A 19,539-nucleotide genomic window follows, 5' to 3' on the forward strand; every position below is an offset into this window, starting at 1 on the left:
TCGCTGCATTGGCAAGACTTCGCCAATCAATTTCCAGGGATGCGCAATGACCGACCTCAAGCTGAACTACATCGCGGGCCAATGGGCCGAAGGACCGTCCTCCATCGAGAACCGCAACCCCTCGGACCTCTCCGACCTGGTCGGTCACTTCACCCAGGCCAGCGCCGCGCAGCTGGACGAGGCCATCGCCGCCGCCCGCGCCGCACAGGCCGAGTGGGCCAGCTATGGCCTCGAACGCCGCCAGGCCGTGCTCATGGCCATCGGCACCGAACTCATGGCCCGCGCCGAGCAGCTGGGCACGCTACTGTCCCGCGAAGAGGGCAAACCCCTCGCCGAGGGCAAGGGCGAGGTCTACCGCGCCGGGCAATTCTTCACCTACTATGCCCACGAAATCCTCCGCCAGCTTGGCGAAAACGCCGACTCCGTCCGCCCGGGCGTCGAGGTCGACGTGCGCCGCGAGCCTGTCGGCACCGTCGCCGTCATTTCCCCCTGGAACTTCCCCACCGCCACCGCGTCGTGGAAGATCGCGCCGGCGCTCGCCTATGGCAACGCCGTCATCTGGAAACCCGCGAACCTCACACCCGCCTCCGCCGTGGCGCTTACCGAGATCATCGCGAGACAGGACATTCCCCCGGGCCTCTTCCAGCTTGTCATGGGACCCGGTGGCGAGGTCGGCCAGCGCCTGGTCGAAAGCCCCGACATCGACGCCATCTCCTTCACCGGCTCCGTCCCGGTGGGCCGTCACATCGCCGCCTCCGCGGTGGGCAACTTCACCCGCCTGCAAATGGAGATGGGATCGAAGAACGCGCTCGCCGTCATGGATGACGCGGATCTCGATCTCGCCGTCACGCTGGCCTTGGGCGGCGCGTTCGGCGGCACAGGGCAGAAATGCACCGCCTCCTCGCGCCTTGTCGTGCATACCGGCATCCACGACGCCTTCGTCGACAAACTCGTCGCCGGTGCCAAGGCGATGAAGGTCGGCCACGCGCTGGCGGACGGCACGCAGATGGGCCCCGTCGTGTCCGAATCCCAACTCAACGAAAACCTCGCATATGTCGAAAAAGGCCAGTCCGAAGGCGCCGAACTTGCCTGCGGCGGCACCCGCCTGACACTCGACCACGACGGCTATTACATGTCGCCCGGCGTGTTTCTGAACACCAGCAACGACATGACCATCAACCGCGAGGAAATGTTCGCGCCGCTCACCTCCGTCATCAAGGTCGGCAGCTATGACGAGGCGCTCCACGTCGTCAACGACACCAGGTTCGGCCTCACCTCGGGCATCGTCACGCGCTCCCTCGCCCGCGCCAGCCATTTCCGCCGCAACGCCCGCACCGGCGTGGTCACCGTAAACCTGCCCACGGCAGGCACGGATTACCACGTCCCCTTCGGCGGCCGCGGCGACAGCTCTTTCGGGCCCCGCGAGCAAGGCATCCACGCCCGCGACTTCTACACGATCATGAAAACCGCCTACATAGCGGCAGGCTCGCCCGAATGAAGCACGCCGCTGCCCCGTCCGATCACCGTCGCTCGGCCCCGCCGAGCCGCGCCCGCCCCTCCCCACGGGCGGGCGCCCGGCCAACGTGCCGCGTAACATTGATCGCACGCACAATCCGGCCCTCGTGCAAAGCTCCGATGTTGCAGCGCCCCCCCAGGGGCGGCCACGCCCCGGCGTGTGCTCCAATGTCCAAGAGGCTCGCATGACCTACCGCATCGACGGACTGCAATACGCCAATTGGTCCGAAAAGATCTTCCGCCAGATGCGGCAAGGCGGCCTCGACGCCGTGCACGTCACCATCGCCTACCACGAGACCTTCCGCGAAACCGTCCTCAACGTCGAACGCTGGAACCGCTGGTTCGAGCAGTTTCCCGACCTCATCATGAAGGGGCGGTGGGCGGGCGATGTGCGCACCGCGCACGAGACCGGTCGCACCGCCATCTTCTTCGGCTTCCAGAACCCCTCGCCCATCGAGGACGATATCGGCCTTGTCGAGGTGTGGCACGACCTCGGCGCGCGCTTCATGCAATTGACCTACAACAACCAAAGCCTTCTCGCCACGGGCTGTTACGAGGCCGAGGATTCGGGCCTCACCCGCATGGGCCGCGAGGTCATTCGTGAAATGAACCGCGTCGGCCTCGTGGTCGACATGTCCCACTCCGCCGACCGCTCCACGATTGAAGCGGCGGACCACTCGCAGCGCCCCATCGCCATCACCCACGCCAATCTGCACAGCTGGCAACCGGCGCTGCGCAACAAGTGTGACGACGTTGTGCGCGCGGTCACCGAGAACGGCGGCATGATGGGCTTTTCGATCTACCCGCATCACCTCAAGGACAAGTCCGACTGCACCCTGCAAAGCTTCTGCGAGATGATCGCCATGGCCGCCGAGCGTTTCGGCGTTCGGCATTTCGGCATCGGCTCCGACCTCTGCCAGGACCAGCCCGACAGCATCGTCGAATGGATGCGCACCGGCCGCTGGACCAAGAGCATCGACTACGGCGAAGGCTCTGCCCAGAACCCCGGCTTCCCGCCGCAGCCTTCTTGGTTCACCGACAACACCGACTTCCCGAACCTCGTCGACGGCCTCAAACAAGTCGGCTTCAACGACATCGAAATCGCCGGCCTCATGGGCGACAACTGGCTGCGCTTTTTCGACGAAAACTTCACCCCGGACCAAAAAGAACCGGAGTCCTGAGGGCGCAAACCGCCCATTCATGGATATTCCACAGGGAGACAAGAATGTCCGACACCACCCACACCCAAGACGCCCGGGCCGCACACGGCTCCGGTCGCACGCATCACATCAACAAGCCGCTCTTCGCCATCACCGGCGGCTTCATCGCGCTGTTCTGCCTCGTGGCCCTCTATGACCTCGACCTGCTGTCCAGCATGGTCGACGCCAGCTTCGCGGTCTCGGCAAAATATTTCGGCCTCTACTGGCAGCTCCTGCTGCTGGCCACCTTCCTCATCGGCCTCGTCCTGATCGTGCTGCCCGGCAGCAAGGCCTTGATGGGCAACCTCAGCACGCCCGAATTCCCCGTCTTCCAATGGGGCGCCATGATCATGTGCACGCTCCTCGCCGGCGGCGGCGTCTTCTGGGCGGCGGGCGAGCCCATGGCGCATTTCCTGTCGACACCCCCCTATTTCGGCGCCGAAAGCGCCACGGCAGAGGTCGTCGCTCCGGCATTGGCGCAAAGCTTCATGCACTGGGGCTTTCTCGCCTGGGCCATCCTGGGTGCGCTGACCACGGTTATGCTGATGCATTACCACTATGAAAAGGGCCTGCCCATGGCCCCGCGCACCCTGCTCTACCCGCTCTTCGGCGATGCCGCCATCAAGGGCCCCATCGGCCTCATCGCCGACGCATCGTGCATCATCGCCGTGGTGGCGGGCACCGTCGGCCCCATCGGCTTTCTCGGGCTGCAGGTCAGCTACGGCCTCAACGCGCTCTTCGGCCTGCCCGACACCTTCGGCACGCAGGCCGCCGTCATCCTCGGCCTTGTCGCGATCTACACCCTCTCGGCGGCCACGGGTCTGTCGAAAGGCATCCAGATCCTCAGCCGCTTCAACGTGATCCTCGCAGCTCTCCTCCTGCTCTTCATCCTGGTCGCCGGCCCCACCGGCTTCATCTTTCAAAGCTTCTTCAGCGGCATGACCACCTACATCACCGATTTCTTCGGCATGGCGCTCTATCGCGGCGAGGCCGGCGTCTTCGGCGATCCGGGCTGGCTCGGCTGGTGGACCGTGTTCTTCTGGGGCTGGTTCCTGGGCTACGGCCCGCTCATGGCCATGTTCATCGCCCGCATCAGCCGCGGCCGCTCGATCCGCTCGATCGTCATCATGCTGTCGATCATCGCCCCCATCGTGACCTGCTTCTGGTTCACCATCGTCGGCGGCACCGGCATCAGCGCCGAACTCTCGAACCAGGGCGCAATCTCCTCGGCGTTCGAGGGCTTCAACCTGCCCGCCGCCCTGCTGGCGATCACACAGTCGCTGCCTGCGGGCTTCCTCGTCTCGGTGCTCTTCCTGATCCTGACGACGGTCTTCGTGGCCACCACGGGCGACTCGATGACCTACGTGATCTCGGTCGCCATGTCGAACGAGGATATCCCCTCGCTGCCGGTCCGCATCTTCTGGGGCATCTCCATGGGCGTGATGGCCCTGATCCTGATCTACACCGGCTCGGGCGGCATCTCTAAACTGCAAAGCTTCATCGTCGTCACCGCCGTGCCGGTGTCGCTGGTGCTGCTGCCGTCGCTCTGGGACGCGCTGCGCATCACGCTCGCCAAGGGCCGCGAGGCGAACTGACACCAACACACGGGGCGATCCTTGGACGGATCGCCCCTTTGCCCCTATCCTTGGCTAGGAGGAGCCGGAATGGAACAAGTGGCACAGCAAAGCGTCCCGCCCCGTGACCCCAACACGGTCATGACGCTGGCCCGTCTCGGCGCCGCCCACCAGACCCGGCTCTCCTTTATGCGCCAGCTTCTGCGCCGCCTCGTGCGCGACGACTGGACCATCACCCAAACGGTGTTCGACATCGATGCGAATGGCGTCGGCCACGCAGTCTATACCGCCCAAGGCCCCGCGCACGCCTATTCGCTGGTGGCCTTCGCCCATGACCTGCCGGCCGACAAACGCTCGGACCGCGTCATCGCCACCGCCTGGGACGCCACCTTCACGCTGTTCGACGGCATCCCGACCGACGCCGACATCGCCCGCCTGCGCGACAACGTACCAAAGCAGGAAGCGGGCCGAGTCTCGGACCGCGAGCTGTCGCTCTCCCGCGCCAACCGCTCGGTCCGCCTCTGGGATCACGTGGTCGACGCGCTCAGCGCGGGCCACCAACCGGACGAGGAGCAAGTCCGCGCCGTCGGCTACCTGATGCGCACCACGGCGGTCTACGGCTCGGGCAAGTTCGGCGCGGCCGACCGCGAACAGACGCGCCACCGCCCCGAATGCGCCGGGCCGTTTCAGATCGAGATGCTGTCGGTCTACCTCACCCGCTGCTTCGTCATGGACCTTGTCGAACACATGGCCCGCGCCCGCGCGCCTGAGTCCGCCGTGCCGCTAGACCCCACCCTGCGCCGCCGCTTCGGCATCGGCAATTCCACCGGCCTCGGCATGGCGCCCTTCCTGGTGAACCACCCCGCCCTCCTCAACGCCTGGGTCGCCGCGCGGGAAGAGGCGCTGGCCCGCGTCCGCTCGGAACCCACCGCGCCAAAGGCCACCGCGCAGGGGTTCCACCGCTTCGCCGCCCGCGCGCAGATCCATGCCGAGGGCTGGCACTCCGCCCACCCCATGCAGATCCAGAAATGCACCGACCTGCGCTCGGACATGAAAGCGCTCATGGCGCACCTCGACACGGCAGACCTGACGACCGACCAGCCCTGGAACCGCCTCTGGCTCTGGGGCGAGGCGCACCTGTCCCTCGAAGGCCAGGAACAACTCGCCTCGCTGCTGATGGAACCCTACGGCGACCTCGTCGACGACTTCACCCATTGCATGGCCGCCGACGAACAGGCCAGCTTCCCCATCGACGGCACCATGCCGCTTGCCCACCTCAAGTCCATCATCGAAGACATCTACGGCTGGGCGCTGGCCACCGACTGGACCGCCCCCAAGGCGCAGGCCCGCGTCTGGTACACCTCTCAAGCCAAGCTCGAACCGCGCTTGGGCGAACGCGCGCTGGAACCCATCGAACCCTACGAGCAACCCCTCGGCCCCGGCCGCGACGCCGTGCTGGCCCATCGCGCCCTCACAGACGCGCCGCAGACCACCGTCGCTGAATTCCTTCTGGCCCACCCCCAGCATCGCCACATCGCCCGCCGCGCCCAGATCGCCGCCCGCCTGCCCTATGCCGAGATCCGCGACAACACGCTCAGCGCCGACATGCTGCCCGTCGACATGCTGCGCCTCAAGCTCAGCTTCTTCGGCGCCTGCCATTTCGACCCCCGCTCGGACCGCTGGCTCAGGATCAACATGTTCCAGCACGCCCCCTTCCCCCACGAACTGGCGGATGCGGGCGACGACTGGACCCTGCCGCCCCTGCCGACGGGCGCGACATGACGTGGTCCCTGAATGAAATCGAGGCCCTCGCCCGCAAGGCCACCCGCGGCGCCGGCTACCCCTGGGGCCTGGCCGAGGAAGCAGGCCGCGCCGCCCGCTGGACCTGCGCGGCGGGCTGGCCCGGGGCTCTGGCCCTTTCCGATGTTCTGACCCGCAACGACGGCGCCCCCGCCGACACGCTTGGCCCGCAGTCCCTGGGCGAGGCATGGAGCGCCTCGGGCGGCCTCCTGTGCCCCATCGTCACCGGCGCCACCCTCTGTGATCTGGCCGCCGACTGGGCCGCAGGCCGCAGCGTGACGCTCGGCCCCGTCGCCTGGCCGCTCCTGCTGGTTCCCTACATGGTCTGGGCCGCCGACCGCACCGCCGCGCCCCTGTCTCTGGGCTGGCAAGACTGCACCGTGACGCGCGCGGACGGCAAGACGCTGCTCCACGATCCCGGCGCCGCGCTCGACTGCACCGAAACCGACACCGTGCATCTCTCCACCACCGACGCCCGCCCCGGCACCGTGCTCACCCGGCTCTACCGCGCGGCCCCCATGCCGCAGGCGGTCGCCCTCCTCGACACCTTCGCCCAGCGCACCTACGCTCCGGAAACCGAGGCCAGCCGCCTCACCGGCGCCGGTGCCGGTCTTAGCGACAACGACTGACCGCCAGAAAATTCTGCGAATTTTCAAAGGCACTCCGCTTAGCCATCCGCGCCAGAAAATTCGCAGAATTTTCTCAGGCTGCAGCCTCGACACCCAAGTGGAAGGCATGGTCCCAAGCCACGTCCTGCGCATCGGCGCGCGCCCGGTCAGAGAGATTTAGAAAAGCCGGCACGCCCGAACGGTGCGTTCATCCGCAGCCCGCGACCACGGCACCGACGCGATACCGCAAAAAATACCGACGTGATACCGACGTCGATTTTGCGAAACTCAGACCGTTAACCTTTTGCGCCTCAGCCCGCCTCGGCCAGCCGCGCCACATAGCGCGCCAGCGTATCGATCTCCAGGTTCACATGATCGCCCACCGCAACCCGGCCCCATGTAGTGACCTGCTTGGTATGCGGGATGAAGTTGATGCCGAAGACCGCGCCCTCGACCTCGTTCACCGTCAGCGAGGTGCCGTTCAGCGCCACCGATCCCTTGGGCGCGATGAACTTCGCCAGCGCCTCGGGCGCGCGCAGTTTCACCCGCGTGCTGTCGCCCTCGTCCTCGACGCCGACGACCTCTGCCAGGCCGTCCACATGCCCCGAAACGATATGCCCGCCCAGTTCATCTCCGACCCGTAAAGACCTTTCAAGATTAACTTTTCTGCCCTCGCCCCAGCTGTCCAGGTTGGTCTTCGACAGGGTTTCGGCTGACACGTCCACGTCGAACCAATCCGGCCCCTTGTCCACCACCGTCAGACAGACGCCGTCACACGCGATCGAGGCGCCCATATCGACGCCCGCCATGTCATAACCGGTGCCGATCCGCGCCCGCAGATCGCCGCGCTTTTCCAGCCCGCGTATCTCGCCCATATCCGTGATGATCCCGGTGAACATGCCCGTCTCCCTGTGGCCTTGTCCCGACCTACCGGGCCAGCCCGCCCAAGGCAAGAACCGCCCCACCGTTCCAGGCCTTAATTTCGTCTAGATACTGGTCTATTACAGTCCAAAAGATTAAACGCAGTCATGCGTGAAAGAGGCAGAAGGGTATGAGTTCAGCAACCGGCGACAACCGGGTCTTTTTGTTTTTGCAAGGCCCCCACGGCCCGTTCTTTTCCAAGCTGGCGCGCATGTTGCGCCGTGCGGGCGCGGATGTCTGGCGCGTCGGCTTCAACGCGGGCGACGCGGCCTTCTGGCGCGACCGGGCCAGCTATATCCCCTTTACCGGCACCGCCGAGGACTGGCGGCACACCTTCCGCGCCTTGGTGCAGGACAAGCGCGTGACAGACCTCGTGCTTTACGGCGATACCCGTAGCATTCACGCCCAGGCGGTCGAAGAGGCTCGTGCGTTGGGTCTCACCATCCACGTGTTCGAGGAAGGTTACCTGCGCCCCTACTGGGTGACCTATGAACGGGGCGGCTCCAACGGCCATTCGCGCCTGATGGAAATGGGCGTGGACGACATGCGCAAGGCGCTGGAAAACTCCGACATGGACACCGCGTTGCCGCCCGCGTCCTGGGGGGATATGCGCCAGCATATCTTCTACGGCGCGGCCTATCACGGCTGCGTGCTGCTGTTTAACCGCAAGTACCGCAATTTCCGCCCCCACCGCGCCCTGACCGTGCGCCAGGAATTCGCCCTTTATCTCAAGCGGTTGGTCCTGATGCCGTTTCAGGCCATCGACCGGCGCATCGCCACCTGGCGCATCCGGCACGGCGGCTTTCCCTATCACCTGGCGCTGCTGCAACTGGAACACGACGCCTCGTTCCAGAAACATTCGCCCTTCGACACGATGACCGAATTTCTTGAAACCGTGACCGAGAATTTCGCCAAGGGCGCGCCCCGGCACCACCACCTCGTGGTCAAGGCGCACCCGCTCGAGGATGGCCGCACACCCATCCGTGCGGAACTGCGCCGCCTTGCACGCCAGCACGGTATCTTCGACCGCGTGCATTATGTGCGCGGCGGCAAGCTCGCGCGCCTTCTGAACGAGGCGCGCAGCGCCGTCACCGTAAACTCCACCGCGGCACAACAGGTGCTCTGGCGCGGAATTCCGCTCAAGACCTTCGGCGAGGCGGTCTATGCCAAGCCCGAGTTCGTCTCGACCAAGCCCCTGCGCGATTTCTTCGCCGGCGCCGAGCGGCCCGACCGAAAGGCTTACGGCGACTATCGCCGTTACCTGCTTGAAACCAGCCAGGTCGCGGGCGGTTTCTATTCCTCCAACGGCCGCCGCCAGCTGCTGCGCCAGGCGGTCGACATGATGCTCAGCCCCGATGATCCCTATGACGCGCTGGTCACCGGCACCGCGGCTCCACGGCAACAGTTGCAGGCGGTCACATGAAGACCCGACGCTAAGACACTGGATTTTCAAACGGCTTCACGCTACGGTTCGAAAAAAGACCGAGGCAGATAAAACAGGTCGAGGAGACCGGGCAGTGAAAATCCAATCCAATCGATGGGCGAAGTCCGTCGCGATAATGCTTGTCGTAAGCATGGTCGCGTCGTGCAGCTTCCTCCCCCGCTCAGGCCCCAGCAAGCGCCAGATCTATTCCGGTTCCGTGCAACGATCCGGCGACGCCTTCGTGGTGTCGGTCAACGACCGCGTGACCCGCGCCACGGCCGTACAACCCGCTCTCGGCTTCACCGAGGCGTTCAAGAACGCGGGGCTTGTCGGCTCCGACACGATCCGTCCCGGCGACACGCTGGGCCTGACGATCTGGGAAAACGTCGATGACGGTCTCCTGGCCGGCGAAGGCACCAACCAGACCCTGCTGGAAGAGGTGCAGGTCGACGGGGCCGGCTTCATTTTCGTGCCCTACGCGGGCCGCATCCGCGCCGCCGGCAACACGCCCGAGGCGATCCGGCGCATCATCACCTCCAAGCTCGACGAGCAAACCCCCGACCCGCAGGTCGAGGTGCGCCGCCTCGCCGGCGATGGCGCGACCGTGTCGCTTGTGGGCGCCGTGGGCGGCCAGGGCGTCTATCCGATCGAACGTCCCACCCGCACGCTGTCGACCATGCTGGCCGCCGCGGGCGGTGTGACGATCGAGCCCGAAATCGCGCAGGTCACCGTCATCCGGGGCGGAATGCGCTCCAAGGTCTGGTTCCAGGATCTCTTCCGCCACCCCGAATTCGACATCGCCCTACGCGGCGGTGACCGCGTGCTGGTCGAAGAAGACACCCGCGCCTTCACCGCGCTTGGCGCCACCGGCGGGCAGGCGCGCGTGCCGTTCCCGTCGCCCACCATCTCGGCGATCGAGGCCATCGCCCAGGTCGGCGGACTTCAGGCCAACGCGGCTGATCCCACCGGCGTCTTCGTGCTACGCAACGAGCCCGCGGAAATCGCCAACCAGGTGCTGGGCCGCAACGACCTCGTGGGCGCTCAGCGGCTGGTCTACGTGCTGGACCTGACACAGCCCAACGGCATGTTCATGGCCCGCGATTTCGCCATCCGCGACGACGATACGCTCTACGTGACCGAAGCTCCCTTCACCCAATGGAGCAAAGTCATCGGCGCGCTCACCGGCACGCTCAGCGCCGTCGGCTCCATCTCGACTGCAGGCGATACGCTCAGCGGATCCTGATGACGCGCGACACCCATTCGGAACCCGCCGGAGCAGATGCCTCCCGGCGGGTTTTCTATTTCAACGCGGGCTTCCTGCGCCAGCGCCGCATCCGCCGCATTCTTGATCTTGCCGGCCTGCCCCTGCATCTTGGCAAGCCCGGCGCGGACGATCTGATCGCAGTCTGGGGCCGATCACCCTACGCCGCGCGGGGCGAGGCGGTGGCGCAAAAGACCGGCGCAGGCATCGTGCGGGTCGAGGACGCCTTTCTGCGCTCGCTCAATCCCGGGCGCGCTGGCGAGCCGCCGCTGGGGCTGCTCATCGACCATACCGGCGTGCATTTCGACAGCAGCGCGCCCTCGGATCTCGAAACGCTTCTCGCCACCCATCCGCTGGACGACACCGCCCTGATGGACCGCGCCCGCGGCTGCATCGCCCGCTTGGCCGAGGCGCACCTGACCAAATACACCGCCTTCGATCCCGCCGCCCCCTGCCCCGATCCGGGCTACGTGCTGGTGCTCGACCAGACCCGCGGCGACGCCTCGGTCACCCATGGCGGCGCCGACGCCAACACCTTCCGCGAGATGCTCTATTACGCGCAGCAGGAAAACCCCGGCTGCCCGGTCCTGATCAAGACCCATCCCGAGACCGCACAGGGCCACCGCCAGGGCTATTTCGGGCCCGACGACACCTCCGACCGCGTACGCCTGTTCTCCGACCCGGTCAGCCCCTGGACCCTCATGGAAGGCGCTGTCGCGGTCTACGCCGTCACCTCCCAGCTCGGGTTCGAAGCGATCTTCGCCGGGCACAAACCCCATGTCTTCGGCCAGCCCTTTTATGCCGGCTGGGGCCTGACCGAGGACCGCCACCCCGATCCCATCTCGCGCCGGGGCCGCACGCTGTCGCGGGCCCAGCTCTTTGCCGCGGCGATGATCCTTTATCCCAAATGGTACGATCCGCACCGCGACCGGCTGTGCGAACTGGAAGACGCGATCTCGATCCTCGAGGCGCGCACCAACGCATGGCGCGCCGATCACCGGGGCTGGGTCGCCTCGGGGATGCGCCTTTGGAAACGCCGACCGTTGGAGCAGGTCTTCGGCACACAGAAGCGCATGATTTTCAAGGACGATCCCACCCGCGCCGCGCAGGTCGCCACTGCCACCGGACGCACCCATATGTGCTGGGCTGGCAAGGCGCCCGCCGACCTGACCATGGTCCGGGTCGAAGATGGCTTCCTGCGCTCGCGCGGGCTGGGCGCGGAGCTGGTACCGCCCCTGTCGCTTGTCTGCGACGATCTCGGGATCTACTACGACCCGGCCCGCGAAAGCAGGCTGGAACGCTGGATCATCCGGCGCGAAACCCTGCGCCCCGACCAGGACCTGCGCGCCGAACGCCTGATCCGCCGCCTCGTATCGCTGGGCCTCAGCAAATACAATCTCGGTCTTTCGGTCCCCGACCTGCCCGCAGGCCCGCGCGTGCTGGTCCCCGGGCAGGTCGAGGATGACGCCTCGATCCGTACCGGCGCGGGCCGGATCTCGACCAACCTCGCCCTGCTGGAAGCCGCCCGCGCCGCCCACCCCGATGCCGCCCTACTCTACAAGCCGCATCCGGATGTCGAGGCGGGCCTGCGCGACGGCACGATCCAGCACGCCGACATCGACAGGCTCGACGCCATCGCCCTGCCCCGCACCGACCCCGCTGCGCTGCTGTCGCAGGTACAGCGTGTGTTCACCATGACCTCGCTCTTGGGGTTCGAGGCGCTTCTGCGCGGCGTTCCCGTGACCACGACGGGCGCGCCGTTCTATGCCGGCTGGGGCCTGACCACCGACACCGGGGATGTTCCCGCCCGCCGCGCCGCGCGGCCCACCCTGAACGGCCTGGTGCATGCCGCGCTTATCGACTATCCGCGCTACTTCGATCCCGTCACCGGCCAGCCCTGCCCGGTCGAGGTCTTGCTGGACCGTCTCGCCACCGGCGACATCCCCCATCCCGGCCCGGGCAACCGCCTTCTGGCCAAGCTTCAGGGCGTCTTTGCCTCGCGCGCCAGCCTCTGGCGGTGACAATCCGGCCCGAGTGCTTATCTTGGAAGTAACGAACCGGATGGAGGATCACATGGACCGCAACAGCGATTTCACCCAGCGCGCCGTGGTGCACGCCGCCGACGAGGACTGGATCGCCTCGCCCATGCCCGGCGTCGACCGCCGCATCCTCGACCGCATCGGCGACGAAGTGGCCCGCGCCACCTCGATCGTGCGCTACGCCCCCGACAGCGCGTTTTCATCCCACGTCCATACGGGCGGCGAGGAATTCCTGGTGCTCGAGGGCGTCTTCTCGGACGAGCATGGCGACTTCCCCGAAGGCAGTTATATCCGCAATCCGCCGGAATCCTCTCACACGCCGGGCTCCGAACCCGGCTGCACCATCCTCGTCAAGCTCTGGCAGTTCGACCTGGCCGACCGGACCCACGTGCGCATCGACACGAACAAGATGCGCTTCCTGCCCGAGCGCGACTCGGTCGAGATCATGCCGCTCTTTTCCGATGGCCGCGAGGATGTCGCGCTGGAACGCTGGGCGCCGGATGCGACCGTCTCGCTCGAAGCCCCCGACGGCCTGGAACTGCTGGTGATCGACGGCGGCTTCACCGAAGGCAGCGAGACCTTCAAACGCCTCAGCTGGCTGCGCCTGCCGAAAGGCGCGTCATCAACCGCCCAGGTGGGAGCCGACGGCGCCCGTGTCTGGATCAAGCGCGACCACCTGCGCGAAACCCCGGTCGGCCCCAAGACGTAACCCGTCCCGGACCTGATCCGGGACCTCTCGCTCACTCGCCGTAAGGCACCCAGACCGTCTTCACTTCCGTCGCCGCCTCAAGAAAGGCACGGCACCCGCCCGCGCCAAACCAGTCCAGCGCACGCCCGTTGTTCACCCATGTCCGCTTGAGGTTGGCCGCACTCTCCCGCTCGATCACCTCCGACAAGTCGGCCGAGGCAAAGCTCCAGACCGCCTCGACATCCGCGTGCCCGGCCAGGTGCGGCGCCAGCTCCGCGACCGGCCCCACCAGCAGGTTTGCCACGCCCGCCGGGACGTCCGAGGTCTCCAGCACCTGCACCAGCTCCATCGCCGCCAGCGGAAACGGCTCCGACGCCACCAGCACGGCGCGATTGCCCATCGCCATCGCCGCCCCAAGCACCGACACCAGCCCCAGCAGGGGCGCCTCGTCAGGGCAGAACGCGCCGATCACGCCGACCGGTTCGCGCAGCGCCAGCGCCATGCCGCGGATCGGCACCGCAGCAGCCTCGCCCGCAAACTTGTCCGCCCAGGCCGCCCATGTGAACAGACGATCGACACTGGCCTCCACCTCGTCCGCCCCCTTGCGCCCGCCGTTCATGGCGTTCAGCACGCCGGCAAAATCATCCGCTCGCGCCGACAGGTTCTCGGCCATGTAATACAGGATCTGCGCCCGCCCGTGTCCATTGGTCCGACCCCAGGTGGCCGCCCCGCGCGCGGCCTCCACCGCGTTGCGGATATCCTTGCGGTTGGCCACGGGCACCTGCCCCAGCGCCTTGCCGGATTTACCATAGACCACGCGCGAATAGCCGCCGTCGGGCCGCGCCTGCTTGTCCCCGATATAGAGCTTCGGAGTCCGGTCCATTCCTTCGACCACACCGTTTGTGCCTCCCGTGAACCCCGCGATCGGGCGCAGTGCCTTTTGCGCCCCCGCCGGCTTCAGGTAGGCGTCCAGCCCCGCCCAGCCGCCTTCGCGCCCGAACCCGCTTTCGCGCACCCCGCCAAAAGGCGCGGCGGCGTCGAACATGTTGGTCCCGTTCACCCAGACCACGCCCGCCGCCAGCTTCGGCGCCACGTCCAGCGCCAGGTTGAGGCTCTCCGACCAGACCGACGCCGCCAGCCCGTAGCGCGTGTTGTTGGCCAGCGCGATCGCTTCGGCAGGTGTCCGGAACGTGGTCGCCACCAGCACGGGACCGAAAATCTCTTGCTGCATCAGCGCGTCCGACGGCGCCAGCCCGATGATCAGCGTCGGCGGATAAAACGCGCCCGTCTCCGGAATCTCGACCGCCGCGGAAAAGCATTCGCCCGCGACACTGCCCTCGACCAGCCGCCGCACTCGCTCCACCTGCGCAGGGTCGGCCATCGCGCCGATGTCGATGCATTTGTCCAGCGGGTTGCCGATCCGCAGCTTGCCCATCCTCTCGCGCAGCCGCGCCTGGAAATCGTCGGCAATCCCCTCCTGCAGCAGCAGGCGCGAGCCCGCGCAACAGACCTGCCCGCCATTCAGCCAGATCGCGTCGACCAGCCCCTCGATCGCGCTGTCGATATCCGCATCCTCGAACACGATATAGGCGCTCTTGCCGCCCAGCTCCAACGTCAGCGCCTTGCCCTGCCCCGCCGTCTGCTGCCGGATGCGCCGCCCAACCTCGGTCGAGCCGGTAAAGGCCACCTTGTCCACACCCTCATGCGCGACGACCCGCTCGCCCACCTCGCCGTCGCCGGTCACGATGTTGACCACGCCCTTGGGCAGCCCGGCCTGACGGCAAATATCGGCGAAAAGCAGGGCCGTCAGCGACGTCCATTCCGCGGGTTTCAGGACCACCGTGTTGCCTGCCGCCAGCGCCGGCGCCACCTTCCACGCCAGCATCAACAGCGGAAAGTTCCACGGGATCACTTGCCCGCAGACGCCCTGCGCGCGCCGGTCCGGCCGCTCGACCTCCAGCAACTGCGCCAGCCCGGCGTGGTGATAGAAATGCCGGTGCACCAGGGGAATGTCGATGTCGCGGCTCTCCCGGATCGGCTTGCCGTTGTCCAGCGTCTCCAGCACTGCGAAAAGCCGCGCGTTCTTCTGCACCAGCCGCGCCAGCGCGTATAGATACCGCGCCCGGCCCGGCCCGCCCAGGCGCTCCCACTTCGGCTGGGCCTTCCGCGCCGCCGCCACGGCGGCATCCACGTCCTCCGCACTGGCCTGGCTCAGCAGCGCCAGCACCTCGCCCGTGGCCGGGTTCTTCGCCTCGAACCCCTCGCCCGGCGCGGTGAACGCCCCGTTGATGAACTGCCCGAACCGGTCGCCCTGATCCACCAGCCAAGCATAGGCGTCGGCGGCGCTTTCCGGCGCGGGGCCATACTCCATGCTCTCGAAGATCTCCTTTACGGTCATGGCTTCATCGTTCCCGAAATACTCAAATCCATCCGCTTACCCCAGCCCATGCCGCCACCCGGCGGAATACCGGCCTGTCGCATGATGTTCCAACTGCCGCTCGATATCCGCCAGCAGGCTCGACGCGCCAAAGCGGAACAGATCGGGCCGCAGCCACCGATCGCCCAGCTCTTCCTTGATCATCGACAGGTAAACCAGCGCGTCCTTCGCCTTCGAGATGCCGCCTGCGGGTTTGTAGCCCACCCGGTATCCCGTCGCCGCGTGATAGGCCCGGATCGCCCGCAGCATCACCAGCGTCACCGGCAGTGTCGCGTTCACGCTTTCCTTGCCCGTCGAGGTCTTTATGAAATCCGCGCCCGCCATCATGCAGACAAGGCTTGCCCGCGCCACGTTGCGCAGGCTGCCCAATTCGCCCGTAGCCAGGATCGCCTTTACATGCGCCGCGCCGCAGGCTGCGCGAAAGGCCCGCATCTCGTCGTAAAGCGCCTGCCAGTCGCCGGTCAGCACATGTCGGCGCGAGATCACGATGTCGATCTCGTCGGCACCTTGGGCCACGCTCGCCTCGATCTCCGCCAGCCGCAGGTGGAACGGCGACAGCCCTGCCGGGAACCCGGTCGAAACCGCGGCCACCGGAATGCCGCTGCCCTCCAATGCCCGCCGCGCCGGCGCGACCATGTCGTGATAAACGCAGACCGCGCCCACGGTCAGCCCTTCCATCTCCAACGCCTCCAGCAGGTCCGCGCGCACCGGCTGGCGCGCCTTGGCACACAGCCGCGCGACCCGTCCCGCGGTGTCGTCCCCCGACAGCGTCGTCAGGTCGATACAGCTGATGGCTCGGCACAACCACGCCGCCTGGAACTCTTTCTTGACCGTCCGACGCCCCGGCAACGTGCCCGCCCGCCGCTCGACCGCCGAGGTATTCACCGCGACCCCGGCCACCTGGTCGAGGTCCAGCGGCACTCCCGCGTTGCGCGGCTCCAGCGTCTGCGGCAGGTGCGTCTGCGCGGTCTCTGTCCGGATCGTCATGGCCACCGTTCAAGCATGGAAAATCACCCGCGAAGCGTCTCATGCACGCCGCCCTTTGGCAAGCCGCAGCCGGGCGCAGGTGCGCCTGCACGAAAGCTGCACAACCGCGCTGCCGATCCGTGCACATCCTCGCCCTAGCCTGGCCGCATCCCGAGGATAATCCGCAGCAAGAGGAGCCCCAGATGCGACACGCCTTCCCTATCGAGCCCCGCACCCATACTGCCCGGCCCCAGCGCCGCCGCGCCCTGCTTCTGGCACTTGGCCTCGCCATCCTGTCGGGCCTTGCGCTGTCGGGCACCACCCACGCCACGCCGCCGGAACGTCAGGGCTTTTCCAAACCGGACCAATCGCCTAGCTTCATGCCCGAAACGGTACACCTGCGGACGGAAAGATGAGCCATATCCTGATCGTCGACGACGACCCCCAGATCCGCGACGTGCTGCGCATCGCCCTGAAGAAAGCGGGTCACGACGTGGCCGAGGCCGGTGACGGCGCCGAAGGCCTGGCCAAGGCGCGCAGCGGCAAGGCTGACCTGATCGTGCTGGATATCGGCCTGCCCGAGATGGACGGGCTGGAACTGTGCCGCCGCCTGCGCGCCGAGCATGACACGCCCGTGCTGTTCCTGACCGCCCGCGACGAGGAAATCGACCGTGTGCTGGGTTTTGAGCTAGGCGGCGACGACTACGTGACCAAGCCCTTTTCGCCGCGCGAACTTGTGGCCCGCATCCGCGCCATCCTCAAGCGCACCGAGCAAGGCCCGGTCACCGGCGTGCCCCAGCCGCTCAGCCACGGTGCCCTGCGCCTCGACCCCGAGCGACACCTGTGCAGTTTCGGCACGCAAACCATCGCGCTCACCGCCCGCGAAATGTCGCTGCTGGAACACCTGATGACCCGCCCCGACCACGTGGCCACCAAGGCCCAACTGACCGATGCAGTCTACGGGCCCAGCATCCACGTGTCGGACCGCACCCTCGACAGCCATCTGCGCAACCTGCGCGCGAAGCTGGCCGAGGCGGGATGCGACAACGCCATCGAGACCGTGCATGGGGTGGGCATCCGGATGGGCACATGCCAGGCGGCGTAAAGCAGCGCATCCGCCGCAAATGGCGCCCACCGCTGGCGCTGGTGATCGGCGGCACGCTTTCGGCGGTGCTGGTGCTTCCGGTTATCGCCATCGGCTATTTCAAGGTCGCCGGCTTCATCCTCGGCTGGGGCGAGACCACGCTGCTGATCGGCACTCTGGCCGTGGTGACGACCCTGCTGCTGGCGTTCCTGCTCTGGCGGCTGGTCCTGCGGCCGGTTTACGCGCTGACTGCCCACGCCAAGGCGGTGAAGGACGGGCGCGACGACGCGCCTCTGCCCCGGCATTTCGGCACGCCGGAACTGACCGCCTTGGGCCAGGCGGTGCTGGACATGGGCAGCACGCTTCAGGACCGTGAGGCCGGACTGCGCGCCTATACCAACCACGTCACCCACGAACTGAAGTCGCCGCTCACCAGCCTGATCGGCGCCGCCGAACTGCTCGAAGACGACATGGCGACGGAAGATCGTGCCAAGCTGACCGAGACGATCCGCACCTCGGCCCAAAAGATGCAGGTGCTTCTGGATGCGCTCCGCCGGCTTGCCACCGCGCGCGATCCTCTGGGGCGCGGCCCGACGCAGCTGTCCGAGGCGCTGAAGAAGGTGGATGCGGGCTTGGCGCTGAAGGTGCATCAGAACCGCGCCGTACCGCTCGACCCCGATGCCCTGCACGCCATCCTGACCCATCTTGCGCAAAACGCCGCCGCGCATGGCGCCCGGCAGCTGACCATCACGGGCACCGAGGCCGGCTTTACCGTCCAGGATGACGGCCCGGGCATCTCCCAGGGCAACCGCGCCCGGATATTCGAGCCGTTCTTTACCACCCGACGCGCCACGGGCGGCACGGGTATGGGGCTGGCGATCGTGCGCACCATGCTGGGCGCCGCCGGCGGCGACATCGCGCTCCTGCCGTCCGACCGGGGCGCGCTTTTCGACATCACTTTCGATTGACGACGCGCCCTCAGCGCATCCGCGCATAAACGGCCCGCTCGCGCAGAACCAGCACCGCGGCACAGCTTGACAGGCGCGACATGCCGGGCCGGTCTGACAGGTATTTCTGGTTCGGCTCGTCGCGGGCCAGCGCGGCACGGCGCAAGGTCATCACCCGCGCCCGCGGGCTGTTCAGGAACTGCTCCTGCGGGATCACCTTTTCATACGGGCTGTCCAGCCGCGACACTTCGTAGAACCCGCCCGTCAGCGCCAGAAGCGCCACGCCGCAGGCGCCGGGTCGTTTGGGGCATTCCGCCCGGCACAGATCGGCGATAGGGCGGGCCGACAAGTCGCTCAGCACCCAGTCCTCGACCGGCTTGCGCCACCTGTTGCCTGCGCTCATGTCCCCAAAGCCGAAGCCCAGCGCCAGGAACTGCGCCATGCCCAGTGTTTCCGGGTCTTCCGGGCTGACCACTTCCGGGCCGAGTGCCAGCATGTGCCGCAGCGCCGCCATGCCATCGGCCTGAGGCTCGGGCGTGTCGGCAAGGAATGCCAGGTAGGGTCGCATCTCGGGCAGGATCGTCTCGCTTGCGACCAGTTTCTCACGCATCTCGCGCGACCCGTAAAGCGCCGCGATCCGCGTCGGATAATCGGTGGCCTGCCGCTCGCCGGCCTGCCACAGCGCGAAATGCGTTTGCAGTTGCAGGAACGGCTTGCGCGACCGCAGGAACATTTCGGCCAGCCGGTTGCCTTGGCTTGCCTCTACCGCCAGCCAGCTGCGGCCGAACAGGGTCTTGCCGGACATATCGCGAAAGAGTGCCCGGCGCGCATCCGGCTCCAGCCCCATGCGATAGGGCGACGGTCCGCGATCCATGGTCTCGATCCGGGCCAGCAGGATACGGGCATCGCTATGACCTTCGCGCGCCAGTTGCGCCAAGCGAGACAAGCTCTCGGCATCGTCGCCCGACAGCCAAAGCGCCACCGCCTCGTCGAACGCGGCTTGCGCGAACACCGCTCCGGCTGAAAGCCAGAGCGTCACGAACGCCGCGATTATTCCCCTGATCATCCCCGGCCACT

The 19,539-nt window shown here is 67.0% G+C and carries 16 protein-coding genes; 12 read left to right on the top strand and 4 right to left on the bottom strand.

What is annotated here, in order from left to right; translation table 11 throughout:
• Positions 1-46 precede the first annotated feature (46 nt).
• The 5 genes from XM53_RS14995 to XM53_RS15015 all read left to right on the top strand — a co-directional run bounded on the left by XM53_RS14995 (position 47) and on the right by XM53_RS15015 (position 6,717).
• Positions 47-1,498 carry an aldehyde dehydrogenase family protein gene (locus XM53_RS14995; protein WP_057794737.1) on the top strand — a complete coding sequence of 484 codons (1,452 nt, stop codon included), beginning with the start codon at positions 47-49 and terminating at the stop codon, positions 1,496-1,498.
• A 202-nt stretch (positions 1,499-1,700) separates the two neighbouring features.
• Positions 1,701-2,696, top strand: coding sequence for a membrane dipeptidase (locus XM53_RS15000; RefSeq protein WP_057794739.1), 996 nt, complete (start codon positions 1,701-1,703; stop codon positions 2,694-2,696).
• Positions 2,697-2,740: 44 nt separating this feature from the next.
• Positions 2,741-4,309, top strand: coding sequence for a BCCT family transporter (locus XM53_RS15005; protein WP_057794741.1), 1,569 nt, complete (start codon positions 2,741-2,743; stop codon positions 4,307-4,309).
• A gap of 69 nt (positions 4,310-4,378) precedes the next feature.
• Positions 4,379-6,070 (top strand): hypothetical protein, encoded by a 1,692-nt coding sequence (locus XM53_RS15010; RefSeq protein WP_057794742.1) that lies wholly within the window; start codon positions 4,379-4,381, stop codon positions 6,068-6,070.
• Complete coding sequence (locus tag XM53_RS15015; RefSeq protein ID WP_057794744.1) at positions 6,067-6,717, top strand: DUF3726 domain-containing protein; 651 nt, start codon at positions 6,067-6,069, stop codon at positions 6,715-6,717. The genes XM53_RS15010 and XM53_RS15015 overlap by 4 nt, the downstream gene beginning before the upstream one ends.
• Positions 6,718-7,007: 290 nt before the next feature.
• Here the strand turns inward: XM53_RS15015 and XM53_RS15020 are convergent, their stop codons facing one another.
• Entirely contained in the window at positions 7,008-7,595 is a 588-nt protein-coding gene (locus XM53_RS15020; RefSeq protein WP_057794746.1) for a riboflavin synthase, read from the bottom strand.
• 152 nt (positions 7,596-7,747) lie between these two features.
• Here XM53_RS15020 and XM53_RS15025 point away from each other — a divergent pair, with 152 nt between their 5' ends.
• The 4 genes from XM53_RS15025 to XM53_RS15040 all read left to right on the top strand — a co-directional run bounded on the left by XM53_RS15025 (position 7,748) and on the right by XM53_RS15040 (position 13,049).
• On the top strand, positions 7,748-9,040 hold the full coding sequence (locus XM53_RS15025; protein ID WP_057794748.1) for a capsule biosynthesis protein: 1,293 nt from the start codon (positions 7,748-7,750) through the stop codon (positions 9,038-9,040).
• Positions 9,041-9,176: 136 nt separating this feature from the next.
• Positions 9,177-10,283, top strand: a complete 1,107-nt coding sequence (locus tag XM53_RS15030) for a polysaccharide biosynthesis/export family protein (protein ID WP_057794948.1) — start codon at positions 9,177-9,179, stop codon at positions 10,281-10,283.
• Positions 10,283-12,322: a capsular polysaccharide biosynthesis protein gene (locus tag XM53_RS15035; protein WP_057794750.1), complete on the top strand. Its 2,040-nt coding sequence runs from the start codon at positions 10,283-10,285 to the stop codon at positions 12,320-12,322. Before XM53_RS15030 ends, XM53_RS15035 begins: the two co-directional genes overlap by 1 nt.
• A gap of 52 nt (positions 12,323-12,374) precedes the next feature.
• Positions 12,375-13,049: a cupin domain-containing protein gene (locus tag XM53_RS15040; RefSeq protein ID WP_057794752.1), complete on the top strand. Its 675-nt coding sequence runs from the start codon at positions 12,375-12,377 to the stop codon at positions 13,047-13,049.
• A gap of 31 nt (positions 13,050-13,080) precedes the next feature.
• Here the strand turns inward: XM53_RS15040 and XM53_RS15045 are convergent, their stop codons facing one another.
• A complete protein-coding gene (locus tag XM53_RS15045; protein ID WP_057794754.1) occupies positions 13,081-15,426 on the bottom strand; it encodes an aldehyde dehydrogenase family protein in 2,346 nt (781 codons plus the stop codon).
• Between the two features lie 36 nt (positions 15,427-15,462).
• On the bottom strand, positions 15,463-16,452 hold the full coding sequence (gene deoC / locus XM53_RS15050) for a deoxyribose-phosphate aldolase (RefSeq protein ID WP_057794756.1): 990 nt from the start codon (positions 16,450-16,452) through the stop codon (positions 15,463-15,465).
• A gap of 182 nt (positions 16,453-16,634) precedes the next feature.
• Here deoC and XM53_RS23080 point away from each other — a divergent pair, with 182 nt between their 5' ends.
• From XM53_RS23080 to XM53_RS15065, 3 genes are read left to right on the top strand one after another with little or no spacing between them, the layout of a single operon-like run.
• On the top strand, positions 16,635-16,847 hold the full coding sequence (locus tag XM53_RS23080) for a hypothetical protein (protein ID WP_144435558.1): 213 nt from the start codon (positions 16,635-16,637) through the stop codon (positions 16,845-16,847).
• Positions 16,844-17,536 carry a response regulator transcription factor gene (locus XM53_RS15060; protein ID WP_057794760.1) on the top strand — a complete coding sequence of 231 codons (693 nt, stop codon included), beginning with the start codon at positions 16,844-16,846 and terminating at the stop codon, positions 17,534-17,536. Before XM53_RS23080 ends, XM53_RS15060 begins: the two co-directional genes overlap by 4 nt.
• Positions 17,521-18,483, top strand: a complete 963-nt coding sequence (locus XM53_RS15065) for a sensor histidine kinase (RefSeq protein WP_057794762.1) — start codon at positions 17,521-17,523, stop codon at positions 18,481-18,483. The genes XM53_RS15060 and XM53_RS15065 overlap by 16 nt, the downstream gene beginning before the upstream one ends.
• A gap of 10 nt (positions 18,484-18,493) precedes the next feature.
• Here XM53_RS15065 and XM53_RS15070 read toward each other — a convergent pair whose 3' ends face one another.
• A complete protein-coding gene (locus XM53_RS15070; RefSeq protein ID WP_057794764.1) occupies positions 18,494-19,528 on the bottom strand; it encodes a hypothetical protein in 1,035 nt (344 codons plus the stop codon).
• Positions 19,529-19,539 lie beyond the last annotated feature (11 nt).

Source organism: Roseovarius atlanticus (assembly GCF_001441615.1).
Taxonomy (GTDB): Bacteria; Pseudomonadota; Alphaproteobacteria; order Rhodobacterales; family Rhodobacteraceae; genus Roseovarius; species Roseovarius atlanticus.